Source organism: Leptolyngbya sp. UWPOB_LEPTO1 (assembly GCF_017302695.1).
In the GTDB taxonomy this organism is placed as follows: domain Bacteria; phylum Cyanobacteriota; class Cyanobacteriia; order Leptolyngbyales; family Leptolyngbyaceae; genus Leptolyngbya; species Leptolyngbya boryana.
In genome coordinates, this window is record NZ_JAFLCJ010000006.1 from 252,898 (window position 1) to 267,364 (window position 14,467).

A 14,467-nucleotide genomic window follows, 5' to 3' on the forward strand; every position below is an offset into this window, starting at 1 on the left:
CTACATTCCCAACACAGCCGTTAAAAACTTTGGCACAGGCAACACTAAAAGGATTAAAATCACCAACGCCATAAATCCAATCGCCTCGCGCCATCCATCAACCTCAACCACATCATTTAATGTCGGTTCATTTAATGCAGGCAACAACAATAATAAAACCGCCCAAAGCAGCAGATGAGGATACACAATCGCCAACCCAAGCAATAAAAATCGCGAAATCCGACCAATTCTCGCCCCGATCCGCCGTCCAAAGATAGCATGAACCATTCTCCCACCATCAAGCTGCCCGATCGGCATAAGATTAAATGCCGTGAATAATAATCCGATCCACCCCGCGATCGCCGTCGGATGTAATCGAATCGCTGCCTCCGCGGTCAACTCTTCCCCAAAGACTAACTTACTAAACAAGGCAAGCACGATCGACAATCTTGGATCAAGCGCCCGAAACTGAAAAATTCCGGTCTGTCCCTGAACCCCGACCAATTCCGACTGCACCAAGCCCCACGCTAACAGCGGAATGCTCACACTCAACCCCAAAAACGCCCCAACTAGCCCAATATCAAACAACGCCTTGCGATTCGGAATCCGCGATGCCAACCGCGTAAAGCCCCCAATCGTCCCAACGGGGAAAAAGGGCAGTGGAATAATCGGAATAAAATACGGCAACGTCGTTGCAACCTGAAATTTCCGTGCCGTGATGAAATACCCAAAACTGCGCGCACCAAAAAACATCAAAATTGCGATCGAATAAGGAAACCCATCCTCCAATAGTGCCGGAATCGTTGGCACTCGTCCAACCACCTGCAATCCTGCCCAAGTCGTCGTAAATAGCGTGAGAAATCCTAGCACAAACGCAAATCCAGGACGCAGTGCACCCGGCTGATGTTTTGCTTCAAACGCGGGCACAGAATTCAGCACCAATTCAAAAAATGGCTCTCCTGGAAAATATTCCTGAAAAATCACATCAAAGCGATCGCCAAACTGCGCCTCAATATTGGTCCGAATGATGTCATATGCCTTTTCCGGCGCAGTTCTCAGTTGTCCACGGCAAACAACTCCCTGCGGATGATACTCCAAATGCCGCAGGTAAAAAACTGACCAAGGAAAGCAGGTTTGCAAATTCGATTCTTCAGCTGGATTGAGAGGGCGGAGGCTGGCAAGACTGGGAGGTTGCAGATCGGGAATCGGTTCGGGCGGAACTGGCTCATCGATCGGCTCTGATCGAGAAATGCGCCCTCGTTGAATCAGATATAAGTACAACACCAAACAGCCTGCAAATAAAATTGCGGTATATCTCAGGGGCATCGTCTGTCCTTGTGACACAACGGTCCAGATCAACAGAATCAAGACAGGCAGCATTGCCACCAGCCACAGTAGCCACACGGGCGTGCGCGTGAGACTTGCGACCCACTGGGTAATAAATAGATAGGTAATCAGTCCGAGCAGCAGAAGCCAAATCATGAGCCGAAAAAAAGGGGTCTAGGGCATGGAAGAGAATTGCAGGATCTGGCACAATCAACGGTGGCGGTTTGCCATATTCTTTAGTTTGAACGATTTAGAAGTTTGTGCCCCTAGAATCTTCAATTCCTTTAACACCCCAGTCACGCCCTGCAAAAGCTCCACGTCTGGTTTTGACTGAGGAAACCTGTGCGCAGGATCGTCTTGTCCCAATTTTCGCATTTCCACCGAATCGTGACACACTCGGTGGAACATCCTATCTCATTGTAGAAAAAGAGGGAAATGTGCTGATCGACTGCCCAGCGTGGGATGAGCAGTCGCGATCGTTTCTCGATGCCCAAGGGGGTGTAAAACAGCTTGTGATCACGCATCGCGGCGGAATCGGCAAAGTTCGCGACATCCAATCGGCGTTTCACTGCGACGTGATCATTCAAGAGCAAGAAGCCTATTTACTCCCGAATCTTACCGTCACTCCATTTCAGGAAAATTTAATGATCTCGCCACATCTAGAGGTCATTTGGACTTCAGGACATTCGCCTGGAACCGCCTGTGTGTATTTGAATGCGTGCGGCGGTGTGCTCTTTTCGGGACGGCATTTAGTCGCAGATTCTCAAGGCAATCCTGTACCGCTCAGGACTGCGAAAACGTTTCACTGGCTGCGGCAAATTCGCAATGTGCAAAAATTACTCGATCGCTTCGATCGCGATACGTTGAATTGGATTTGTCCGGGTGGAAATATTGGCTTACTGCGAGGTAAAACGGCGATCGATCACGCCTACGAGAAATTAGCCCAGCTTGATTTGGAGCAGTGTGTCAAACAACAGCCTTTACTGTGATTGACGAATGGGAAGTTCGATCGTAAATTCTGTCCCCTGACCGGGTTTAGATTGGCACTTCAACCTGCCGTGATGTTGATCGGTGACAATTTGATAGCTAATTGCCAGACCCATTCCAGTACCTTTGCCCACAGGTTTCGTCGTAAAGAATGGGTCAAACATGCGAGCTTGTACCGATTCAGGAATCCCGACACCACTGTCTAGAATTCGGATTCGCACCCAGTTTGCACTGATAAATTCGGTGTGAATCTCGATCACTGGCGCACAAACTTCGCTGACTGCATCGATCGCATTCGTCAAGATCTGGAGGAAGACTTGATTTAAAGAACTCGCAAAACATTCCACCTTCGGCAGTTGGTTATAGAACTTTGAAACTATGATTTTCGATTCAGCCTGATGCAGTCGGCTTTGCAGAATCGTTAAGGTACTTTCAATCCCGTCGTGAATGTTCACAGGCTTCAGTTGCGCTTCATCGAGTCGAGAAAAGTTACGCAGAGACAACACAATTTCTCGAATTCGCTCTGTTCCGGTTTGCATTGAATCAAAGATACTTTGCAGATCTTTGTAAATAAAATCGAGATTGATTTCCTCGATAAACGCTTCAATGTCTGGAATTGAATGACACTCATGAGTTTGATACAACTTAATCAACGCAACAAGATCCTGAAAGTAATTCATGGCGTGAATAATGTTGCCGTGAATAAACCCAATGGGATTGTTGATTTCATGAGCAATTCCGGCAACGAGTTGCCCCAGAGAAGACATCTTCTCACTGTGGATCAGTTGCGCTTGCGTTTTTTGAAGTTCTTGCAAGGCATTTTCTAGATCGATCGCTTGTTGTCTAAGCTTTTCTTCATTGGCTTTGCGATCGCTAATATCGCGCACAATGCTCAAAATACTGACGACTCCTCCGTTCGAGCCTCTAATGCTAGACGTATTACACAACGCCCAGTACCAGTCTCCATCTTTACGTCTAGCCCGAAACTCGATCGCAGATTGCCGCTCTCCAGTTTTCAAAAGCTCCTCGATGGAAGCTTGAACAATGTGCAAATCCTCAGGATGAATAAAGTCGGACAAGGGTTTGCCGAGCAGCTCTTTGGCTAAGAATCCAGAAATTTCAAAGACTTTAGGAGAAATATAAGTAAAGAGACCCGTGGGCGAAAAGGCACAAATTAAATCATTGGCATTTTCCACAAAGCTGCGAAACCGCGCTTCACTTTCTGCGATCGCGCATTCTGCCTGCTGGCGCTGGGCTTCAAGCTGCTTGCGATCGCTGACATCAGTGACAATGCCATCCCACACGATCGCTCCATCAATTTGCAGTTCCGGCTGTGAATGTCCTTCAATCCACTTGATCTTGCCAGAAGACAGAACATTCCGCCCTGACCATTTCCAGGGTTCAAGCGTTTCTGCTGAGTGTCGAATCGATTCTTCAAATGATGCGCGATCATCGGGATGAATTTGACCGATTAGCAAGCCTGGATCTTCTTGAATTAACTCGGGTTCGACTTCATAGATGCGCTCAGAAACCCGGCTGACAAACGGAAAACTCACAGTTCCATCCGGCTCAAGCCGAAACTGATAAATCATACTGGGAATATTCGTTGCCAGACGTTGAAATCGAGCTTCGCTTTGTGTCAGTGCCTTCTCCACATTTTTTTGGGCACTGATATCGCGAACCAGGACTAAAGCTTCTGTCTCACTGTAACGGCGGACTCGAACTTCTTCGTATCGAATTTCATCGTTCCATTCGATCTGCTGTTCATACACTTGCATCTCATTCGTCGCGATCGCAGATGCAACATATTCCATCTGCTGTTGAGCGACTTCTGCTGGAATGATTTCATCTAAGCGTCTACCGTACCAATCGAATTCTCGCCCGTATGCTTTGAAGTTTTTGGGGAGGTGATAGTCGAGGCAAACCCCGTTGCGATCAATCCGTAAGATTAAATCTGGGATTGCGTCTAATAAAATCTGATAATCGCGATCGCGCCCGCTGGAACTGGGGTTTGTCCACTGCTCAACACTCATTGCCTATCTTCATACAGGAATCTTTCGTAGAGTTCCCGATTTAAACTAGGCGCTTACCAATGCGATAGAATCATCCTTACGGGTGCGCTCGATCACATCGCAAGATCCTCAACGCATTGGCAGAGGCGGATTTTGAGCGATCGCTATATAATACTTTGCAAAATCCAAGATCTGCACTGGTGTAAGAGGCGTTTGAATTAATGTTGCCAAACCAAAAATCGTCTGCGCTCGGTTTTGCGCTGCTGTTAACGACTGTTACAACGGTAAAACCCCTAGAATCGATCTTTGTTCCTCAAACTTTGGCTCAAGCCGCGCCCACAAGTTTCCCGTTTCCGTCTTCTGTGCCCTCAGGGACAACGATTCAAATTGATGGTTCAAGCAGTATGGTAACCATCAACCAGGCTTTGAAACAACGATTTGAGCAGCAATTTTCAGGCAGTCGCGTTAATCTCAACTACTCGGGCACGCCAGCTGGATTGCAGGCATTGCGCGATGGCAAAATCGACCTCGCTGCGATCGGTCGTCCGCTCACCGCAGCTGAACGCCAAGAAGGTTTAGTGCCTGTTGCCCTCGAACGCGGCAAAATTGCCATTATCACCAGTCCAGACAATCCCTTCAAAGGCGGGATCACCGTTGTTCAACTCGTCAAAATCGTTCGGGGTGAAATCACCGATTGGTCAGAATTAGGCGGCGCACCTGGAAAGATTCGGTTTATCGATCGCCCTGATCTCAGTGACACCCGGACAGCATTTCGGAACTATTCTGTCTTCATTCAACCGTCTGAGTCAGTCAGCAGCAGCAGTCCAATTCGTACCCCTGAAGACAGCACCCAAGCGGTTGCCCAACAGCTCGGTCAAGACGGCATCAGTTTTGCCCCTGCCAATCAAGTTTTAGGGAATTCCAGCGTCCGGATCGTGCCCATGCACAACACGTTGCCCAATGATCCCCGCTATCCGTTCTCACAGCCGTTCTACTACGTCCATAAGGCGACTCCTTCTCCCGGAGCCGCTGCACTGTTGGGTTACATTACTTCGGATGTAGGACGTAACTTAGTTCAAACCACAGAAAGCGATCCGGCTTCACTCGCTTTAGATCCTGCGACTCTCTTTGCCGCTGGAACGGCTGCAACGGTTGCCTCATTGAATCCAGGAAATCCAGGAAATATCGGCGCAGGTGCAGGTTCTTCTCCCGCTCCTGCTGGGGCTGCTACTCCAAATTCAACTTCAGGCACAGCTCCAGATGGACAAGTCCCAGATTCAACTGCTAATGCGCAAAAGATTGCAGAACAAGTTCCGGCTGGATCTGCCAATGAACCAACGATCGTCGGGCAAGTCCCGGCTGGATCTGCCAATGCGCAACCATCGTCTAACAACGACACAAGTAACAACGATAGTGGTATTCCAGGATGGCTCTGGTGGTTACTGCCACTCGGATTGGGAGCACTGCTTTTAGGTTGGCTTTTACGCGGTCGGCGATCGACTCCCTCAACTGCTGAAGTTCCACCTGCTGCGCCCTCTCTATCCCCTGCTCCAACAGCACCGCCTCCACCTCCGCCACTTATGACTCCGAGCGAACCTGATATCAGTCTGGCTTCTCGCGCGGAATCTGTGATCTCATCGGATCGCGCAGCGATCGCGGAAGTTCAATCCCCGACGATTCCATCGGCTGCAATGGGTGGAGCAGCCGTCATTGCGGGTGCTGGAGCCGCTGCCGCAGCATCACAATTAGGACGTGCTGATGCGGGTGACAGTCCTGAACCGATCCCACAATCCACAAGTGAAGTCGAGCCACCTGCTGAGGTTGCGGGTGCTGGAGCCGCTGCCGCAGCATCACAATTAGAGCAAGCATTAGAGCACTCTGATGTCGAGGGCGTTCCTGAATCAACGACTGCTGCATCTGCAATTGAGGTCGAGCCGACTGCTGTGCCTGAGCGCCCCTTAGTTGAAATTCGAGAGATGCCGCCGATTGAAATGACTGCACCTTCCATCGAACCTCCCGAAGCTCCGCCTGAATCCGATTTTGATCTCTCTGGTGCAGCCGCTTTAGGGTTAGCTGGATTAGGGACTGCGGCTTGGATGAACCGGACTCGATCGGGAGTCCCACCCGAGCCGGAACCCCTTGTAACGTTAGATGCGATCGAGGATTTAGACGCGCCAGAAGATGCCATACTCGACCAACCTGCGATTGAGCTGAATCTTGATGAGGCACCCAGCGTTGTCGAAGCAGTTCCACAACCTTCTTACGAGCAGTTAGCGTTCGAGCAAGGCGTTGCACCGATCGATGCTACTGACGCGACAGAACCGCTGGTCGAAAACTCAAACAATGCTCAAGGCATGATTCCAGAAATTGCTGCATTCGGTGGTGCTGCTGCCTTGGGAGTGGCAGGAATGGGGCAAGCGGGAGATAATTTTTCCGGGATTGATCCAGAACCGCAGTTAGAAGAAGTGATCGAGCCAGAGGACATCGACGAAACTCCTGCGAGTGTTGAATCTTCTGATCTAGAAATTATCGATGCTGAGCCGATCTCCGACGATGAAGCGCGCTCAATTATGGATAATTCTGAAGCACAAGTGATCGAACTTGAGGAGCCACCTATAATTGCGGCAACTTCTGAAGTCGAATCTGTAGAAGCAAGTTCTTCTATTCCAGAAATTGCTGCTTTAGGTGGAGCCGCAACAGCAGCAGGGTTAGCAGGCATCGCAGGTTCTCGCTTAGCAGATCAAGAAGCCAATCTTGAATCTCCTCAGCCAGAAGTGCCCGACACTCAGGAGACACCTGCCATGATTGATCCTTCTCAACCCGATGCAAGCGCAGCATCTTCAGACGAATCTGCATTACCCGGAATCGCCGCAGTCGGCGGAATCGCTACCGGAATGGTCGGTATGGCAATGGCACGATCGGATGAGGGTCAAACGATCGTAGAATCGGCGCGGTTTGATGTCGGACAGACCGATTTGTCGAGTGAAGCTTTAGCAGATGTGGATGAAGGCTTACCAGATTTACCAGACGGCTACGGGGACAGTCGAATTGTGCTGATGCCGCGCGATCCGCAATGGGCTTACACCTATTGGGACATTCCTAACGAACACAAATCCGAACTGCGTAATCAAGGCGGACAGAATTTAGTGCTGCGATTGTACGATGTCACGGATGTCGATTTAGCGCATCAAAGCCCGCACAGTTTGCAGCAGTTTGCCTGTGACGAAATGGCGCGCGATTGGTATTTGCCGATTCCTGTCAGCGATCGCGATTACATTGCAGAAATTGGGTACATGAGCGGGGATGGACGCTGGTTGATGCTGGCGCGATCACACTCTGTACGCATTCCTCCGGCTTATCCGTCTGCCTGGGAAAACGATCAATTCGTCACGATCGACTGGGAAGAAGAACTCACAGGTAAAACTTTCTTGACATTAGGATCACCCGCCGCTGAAAGTGAAATAGGCAGTCCGAATGGCATGTATGATCAGATCTTCGACCTGTCACAAGGCGCAGAACTGCAACGCATGGCTGGATCGATTTTCGGTTCAATGCAGCAGGTTCCCGCTGCCGCTGTCAGTTCGTTTGTGTTCCCGTCGGGGATGGAAATGTGGGCGTTGCCAACGGTTTCGGGCATGTCAGGCATTGGCATGTCAGGAGTCGGCATGTTCTCAGGTAGTGCGATTCCGGCTCGTCCGCGCAAATTCTGGCTTGTTGCAGATGCGGAACTGATTATCTATGGGGCAACAGAACCGGATGCGACAGTCTCGATCGGCGGACAAATCATTCCGCTCAATCCAGACGGAACCTTCCGATTCCAGATGTCCTTCCAAGATGGTTTAATCGATTATCCGATCTTGGCAGTCGCGAAAGATGGGGAACAAACGCGATCGATTCATTTGAAGTTCAATCGCGAAACCCCCAGCCGCAATACGAATACCAAGGATGAAGCGATCGATGAGTGGCAATGATAACAGGAAGGGAGAATGAAAAAGTTAATTCAAGGACATCAGCAGTTTTGGGAAAGCTATGTGCCGTCTCATTTGGATCAGCTTGAGGAACTGTCGCATGGGCAGAAGCCCAGAGTGCTGTTCATTACTTGCTCGGATTCGCGGATTGATCCAAATTTGATCACCCAAGCGGGTATTGGTGAACTGTTTGTGATTCGCAACGCAGGCAATATTATTCCACCGTTTGGAGCCGCGAACGGCGGAGAAGGAGCAGCGGTTGAATATGCGATCGCGGCTTTAGACATTCAGCAAATTATTGTCTGTGGACATTCGCATTGTGGCGCAATGAAAGGCTTGTTGAAGTTGAACAAGCTTCAGGAAGACATGCCCCTAGTATATGACTGGCTCAAACATGCTGAGGCAACTCGCAGATTAGTCAAAGAAAATTACAGTCAGTACAGCGGCGAAGAATTGCTTGAAATTACGATCGCAGAAAACGTCCTGACTCAAATCGAAAATCTCAAAACTTATCCGGTCGTTCATTCCCGTCTGTATCAAGGCAAGCTAGAAATTTACGGCTGGGTTTATCACATTGAAACGGGTGAGCTTTTGGCATTTGATCCGGAGACCCATGCTTATGTGCCACCTCAAAGCCAGCTTTCGCCGCGTGAACTGGGCGCATTTTATGAGAAAACCAGCGCGCCACCCGTGGCTTGTAATTTGCCTCACAAAGAGGACAATGGCAATGGTCAGTTGCGCCAACCTGTGACGATTCGCTCTCAAGTCAAATCCGCTGAGCCTGTCCCTCAAACCGAGGTTATGCCTTGGTTGACGGCTGAGCAAGCCCAACGGATCTATCAAGGATCAAAGCGGTAGAATGCACTATTTGGGGCGGATCGTCGCCCCTTAAAAAGTTTGAGCATTGAACGCAAAGTGATGTTTTTACAATGCGCTCTTAAAGCGCTTTCACAAGCGAATCATCGTAGATAGATTTCACATCCAGCGGTTGTTGAACGACTTTGAAATCGTAAGCAGCTTTCGCAACTAGCTCGAAATTTTTAATCGCATTGTTCGGATTTTGAGGATTGAACCCGATCGTTTTGTTGCCCTCAATATCAAACAATGCAATTCCCGTAAGCTGTGCGCGCAGTTCTGAAGAGGAAGTCCCTAAACGTTGAGCAGCAAGCGCGATCGCAGATTCATCTCCGGCTTCTAGCAATTTAATTCCTTTGTCGGCTGCTTTCAGAAATGTCAGCAAATCGGCTCTGCGATCGGAAATTAACTGCGATCGTGTGACCAGTACATCTGCAATCAAATTTGTGCCCTTGGTACTAAAGAGAAGCTCTCCACCGCTTTCCTTCAACGCTTTGGTCAGAAACGGTTCATAAGTAACAGCAGCATCTACTCGCTGTGCACTAAACGCAGCAGCAGCAGCAGCAGCAGACATATCTTTAATCTTGAGATCCTTTTCGCTCAGCCCCCCTTTTTCCAGATAAGCCCGCAGGAAAACCTTCTCAAACAATACATTTTCACGAGCTACTGTTTTGCCTTTGAGATCTGCCGCAGTCTTAATTCCACGTCCGACAATGCCATCTGCCCCATTCGAGTAATCACACAGAAAGATAATTTTCAGACTGGGATCTTTTCCAGCCATATCAATCACATCCCCTGCTGTCACCCAAGCTAAGTCCGTTTTTCCAGCTAGAAACGCATCAATTTGCTCAGTGGTTGACTGATATAAAAGGTCTTGAATTTTCAGTCCTGCTTGTCCATAAAAATCCTTTTTCATGGCAATATGATGCCCTGAATAGCCAGACCAAGGCGTTGCAGAAACAGCGAGAGGAGTCGATTGAGGAGAACAAGCAACTGACCAGAAAAACGTAATACAGGCAATGATGATCAGGCTAATAGACCGAGGCTTAAACATCTACAGATTCCTTGAAAACCATAAAATAGCGCCAGCCTCTTGCAGAACTGGCGCTGAAATAGATATTAAGCTGAGAGTATGATGCAGTTCAGAAAGCACAGGTAGAATTCAGCATTCTGGCTGACGATCGCCAATCAGTCCTCGCTCAAGCTGCAAAACTCATCAGTCGTCAGCAAAAGTTCGCCATAATCTGGAACCCAAGCGAGCCATTGATCCTCAGCCACTTGGCAAAGAAGCCGCCCCTGGTCAGAACTGTAAGCTGTCGGGGGATTGAGCAACTGCACCCACATCGATGGCGTAAATCGCGGAGCGCAGGAAATCGATTGTGCTTGAAGCATCTGCCAGCCAGCACCCGATCGATCGAACCCATAAATTTCTGAATTAAGAGACATAAGCAAACTTCTCTGAAGCGAAGAGTCAAATCTGTAGCTTATAATACATTTTTTTATCCTTCAGGGCAGGATCTGTATTAGAAAGTTACCTGAAAACCCCCAGAGGTCGCGCCTACCGACTGGGGGTTGATCAGATTCGAGTCATCTAGACGTTTGGCTTCAGATCAGCGTTGCGTTCTGCAAAGTACTTATTCAAGAAGGTACTTGCCAATGACAGAATCACCGGAGCCACGAGGAATGAAATCAGTCCGTGTGCTTGGAAACCTGGAACTAAAGCTGCCGCTAGGGTAAAACAAATACCGTTAATCACGATCGAGAATAAGCCCAACGTTACTAAGTTAATCGGCAACGTCAAAAGCGACAAAATCGGCTTCACAAAGGTATTGATTAAACCAATCACAATCCCTGCAATCATCGCAACTGCAAAGCTTTCAATATTCACGCCCGGTAAAACAATATCGACGACAAGTAAGCTCAGTGCAGTCACTAAAATCGTTAGAACATATCCCATGAGTTTTCCCTCAAATCTATCAATACGGATTTTTTCTAACCCTAATCGTGACTGATCTGCTGAGGAAATCCCCTCTCCATCCAGGTAGATTTCAATCTCTTTCGGAAGTCGCTGCTGATTCACGGGGATGTTTACTATTGCCGTCCAAACTTCCATCAACTGGAGCTAGACGTTTTGCAGGTTTTCTCAAGCGATCTTCAAATCCTTTAATCACAATATAAAGGACAGGAACAATGAACAAACTTAGGAAAGTTGCGACAACCATCCCACCGACGATCGCAGTTCCCAAAGATTGACGAGCCGCCGCTCCAGGTCCAGTTGCAATCACCAAAGGAAGTGCGCCGATCGCAGTTGAGATCGCAGTCATGAGAATTGGTCTTAACCGTTCTCGTCCTGCTGCAACGACTGCACTCGCAATTCCTTTACCGGCAGCACGCTCCTCGTTGGCAAATTCAACAATCAGAATCGAGTTTTTACTCGCCATCCCGATCAGCATCACGAAGCCGATTTGAGTGTAGACATCATTTGCAGTCCCCCGCAAGAGAACAGCTAAGAGTGCGCCCAGAATTGCTAAGGGCACAGTCAGCATGATGATCACTGGATCAATGTAATTCTCATACTGAGCAGCTAGGGTAAGGAACACAAAGACGATCGCTAATCCGAAAATAAAGAACGCTGCGCCCCCTGATTCGATTTCTTCCAGTGAAAGCCCTGACCATTCAAAGCCAAAGCCTCTCGGTAAGGTTTCTCTCGCAACCGCCTCCATCGCTTGAATCGCTTGCCCAGAGCTTGCCCCCGGTGCCGGAGCGCCGTTCAGCTCGATCGATCGGAATAAGTTGTAGTGGGTAATAATCGATGGCCCTGTATTTTGGGTAACTTTGACTAAGTTCCCCATCGAAATCATCTGCCCGGTTGTACTGCGAACATACAGCTTTTTAATATCTTCAGGGTTCGATCGATATTGTTGATCCGCCTGAACATAGACGCGATACGCTCGGTTGAACTGGTTAAAGTCATTCACATAGGTAGACCCGAGAAAGACTTGTAAGGTATTGAAAATATCATCAAGCGGAACTTGCAGTTGATTTGCGCGATCGCGATCCACTTCTACCGCGATTTGCGGCGTATTTCCGTTAAAGTTCGGACGTAATTGAGCAATCTGAGGACTTTGCGGTGAAGGATAAGCGGTTGCACGACCGATAAATTTACCCAAAGTCTCACCCATTGCTTGGAAGCCTAAATTAGTGCGATCCTGCAAGTGAAACTCAAATCCACCAAAGTTGCCAATTCCAGAAATAGCAGGCAAATTAAACGGCAGCACAACCGCTTCCTGAATCGATGCCATCTTGGGGAACAGTCCGAAAGGTTTTGGGAAAAACCCACCAATAATCGAGTCTAAAGATTGATCTGCACCGCGACGCTGATCCCAAGGTTTCAGGGTAGTAAAGATGATTCCGTTATTCGGAGTTGCGCCACTAAAGCTAAATCCGCCGACTGCAAAAATGTTGGCAACTTCTGGTTGAGCTTTGAGAATCGCTTCTGCTTTTTCTAAAACTTTTTCGGTATAGCCAAGCGAAACCCCTTCAGGCGCTTGCACAATTGTGATAAATACCCCTTGATCTTCATCAGGGATAAAGGCTTGCGGCACAAGGTTATAGACAAAGTAGGTCAGCGCTAATGCTCCTGCAAAAAAGGTCAAGACTAATCCTTTTTTGCGCACGACGCGATCGAGGTTTCTTGCATAAGCATCACGAGTTTTATCAATGCCCAAATTCACCCGCCGGAAGAACCAGTTATTGCTAGCCGTTTGTCCACGACGCAGCAGTAACGCAGACAGCATCGGTGTAAACGTCAATGCGTTAAAGGTAGAAACTGCGACCGAAAATGTGATTGTTAAAGCAAATTGTCGATAGAGTTGTCCGGTTGTTCCTGGGAAAAATGCCACCGGAACAAACACGGTCATCAAGACCAATGAAGTTGCAATCACCACTCCAGATAAAGTGTTCATTGATGCGATCGCAGCTTCCACTGGATTCATATCTTCATCTTGAATCCGCCGAGTGATGTCTTCAATAATCACGATCGCATCATCGACTACTAAACCCGTTGCTAGGGTTAAGCCAAATAGCGTCAGCGTATTGATCGAAAATCCCAGGATCTTGACAAAGATGAAGGTGCCAAGAAATGCGATCGGAATCACGATCGACGTGATCAGTGCTGCTCTCCAGTCTTGGAGAAACAAGAACAAAATCAAGACAACTAAGATAATTGCCTGAATCAGCGAATCAACAACCTCACGCGCCCCTGCTTCAATAAAGACAGTCGTATCAAAGGCTACGTCATACTTTAGTCCAGGCGGAAAGTTACTCGATAAGCGTTGCATCTCATCTTTGACAGCTTTTGCCACATCTAGCGCGTTACTGCCAAACTGTTGGTTCACTCCTAACCCAACGCCTCGATGCGTCACGCGATCTTGCGTCGTAAATCGCAGCAATGAACCATAATTCTCAGCCCCAAGCTCAGCCCGACCGATATCTCTCAACCGAACTAAAGCGCCAGACTGTGCCGTTCGGATGACTAAGTTATTAAATTCCTCAGCTTCTTTGAGTCGTCCTTGTGCCGTGACTGAATATTGGTATTCCTGTCCGGGGACTGCTGGCGCTTGCCCAATCTGTCCCGCCCCAACTTGCACGTTTTGCTGTCTGAGCGCTTGCACGACATCTTGCGGCGTTAACGTTCGAGCAGCAAGCCGTTCTGGGTCGAGCCAAATCCGCATGGCGTAAGTTCGTTCACCAAAGATCTGAACTTCGCCCACGCCTTTCAGCCGTCGCAAAGCATCTCTCAAATACAAATCTGCATAGTTACTCAAGTACAGATCATCATAGAAATCTTGATTTTTCTTGGGGTCTTTTTCCGAGTAAATCCCGATCGCGAGTAGAAAATTATTGTTTGTTTTAGTGACCTGAACTCCAGTTTGAGTCACAGGACCAGGTAAGCGCGATTGCACAGTCGAAACGCGATTCTGCACATCAACAGCAGCTAAATCCTGATCTCGTCCTAAGTCAAACGTCAGGTTAATGTTACTTACACCATTATTGGCACTGGTCGATTTGATGAACTTAACGCCAGTAATCCCGTTCAACTCGCGCTCTAGAATGTTCGTGACGGTCGATTCAACGACTTCAGCATTCGCACCGACGTAGTTCGCTGTCACCCCAACTTGAGGCGGAGCAATGTCTGGATATTGCGCGATCGGTAACGTCGGAATACAAGCAATCCCTAACAGTGTGATGACAATCGAACACACTGTCGCAAACACAGGACGTTTAATAAAAAAATCGGAAACAGACAAAATCACCATAATAGATTCACGCCTGTGAAAG

The 14,467-nt window shown here is 48.4% G+C and carries 9 protein-coding genes; 3 read left to right on the forward strand and 6 right to left on the reverse strand.

The features are described 5' to 3' along the window. The gene (locus J0L70_RS12310; protein ID WP_268182476.1) at positions 1–1,461 is read right to left on the reverse strand and encodes a site-2 protease family protein; all 1,461 of its coding nucleotides are present in this window, start codon (positions 1,459–1,461) and stop codon (positions 1–3) included. A gap of 104 nt (positions 1,462–1,565) precedes the next feature. Here J0L70_RS12310 and J0L70_RS12315 point away from each other — a divergent pair, with 104 nt between their 5' ends. Continuing rightward, positions 1,566–2,294: an MBL fold metallo-hydrolase gene (locus J0L70_RS12315; protein WP_017285837.1), complete on the forward strand. Its 729-nt coding sequence runs from the start codon at positions 1,566–1,568 to the stop codon at positions 2,292–2,294. Here J0L70_RS12315 and J0L70_RS12320 read toward each other — a convergent pair. After that, positions 2,286–4,325, reverse strand: coding sequence for a PAS domain S-box protein (locus J0L70_RS12320; protein ID WP_287454773.1), 2,040 nt, complete (start codon positions 4,323–4,325; stop codon positions 2,286–2,288). The genes J0L70_RS12315 and J0L70_RS12320 overlap by 9 nt on opposite strands. A gap of 200 nt (positions 4,326–4,525) precedes the next feature. On the opposite strand from J0L70_RS12320, the gene J0L70_RS31995 reads away from it, so the two are divergent. Beyond that, on the forward strand, positions 4,526–8,275 hold the full coding sequence (locus J0L70_RS31995; RefSeq protein WP_353736633.1) for a DUF4912 domain-containing protein: 3,750 nt from the start codon (positions 4,526–4,528) through the stop codon (positions 8,273–8,275). 15 nt (positions 8,276–8,290) lie between these two features. Then, positions 8,291–9,130, forward strand: coding sequence for a carbonic anhydrase (locus tag J0L70_RS12335; protein WP_017285834.1), 840 nt, complete (start codon positions 8,291–8,293; stop codon positions 9,128–9,130). 79 nt (positions 9,131–9,209) lie between these two features. Here the strand turns inward: J0L70_RS12335 and J0L70_RS12340 are convergent, their stop codons facing one another. The 4 genes from J0L70_RS12340 to J0L70_RS12355 all read right to left on the reverse strand — a co-directional run bounded on the left by J0L70_RS12340 (position 9,210) and on the right by J0L70_RS12355 (position 14,445). Next, positions 9,210–10,181, reverse strand: a complete 972-nt coding sequence (locus J0L70_RS12340; RefSeq protein ID WP_017285833.1) for an ABC transporter substrate-binding protein — start codon at positions 10,179–10,181, stop codon at positions 9,210–9,212. 134 nt (positions 10,182–10,315) lie between these two features. Beyond that, a complete protein-coding gene (locus J0L70_RS12345; RefSeq protein WP_287454776.1) occupies positions 10,316–10,573 on the reverse strand; it encodes a hypothetical protein in 258 nt (85 codons plus the stop codon). Positions 10,574–10,718: 145 nt separating this feature from the next. Next, on the reverse strand, positions 10,719–11,084 hold the full coding sequence (locus tag J0L70_RS12350) for a phage holin family protein (protein WP_026148352.1): 366 nt from the start codon (positions 11,082–11,084) through the stop codon (positions 10,719–10,721). Positions 11,085–11,175: 91 nt separating this feature from the next. Then, positions 11,176–14,445, reverse strand: coding sequence for an efflux RND transporter permease subunit (locus J0L70_RS12355; protein WP_287454777.1), 3,270 nt, complete (start codon positions 14,443–14,445; stop codon positions 11,176–11,178). Positions 14,446–14,467 lie beyond the last annotated feature (22 nt).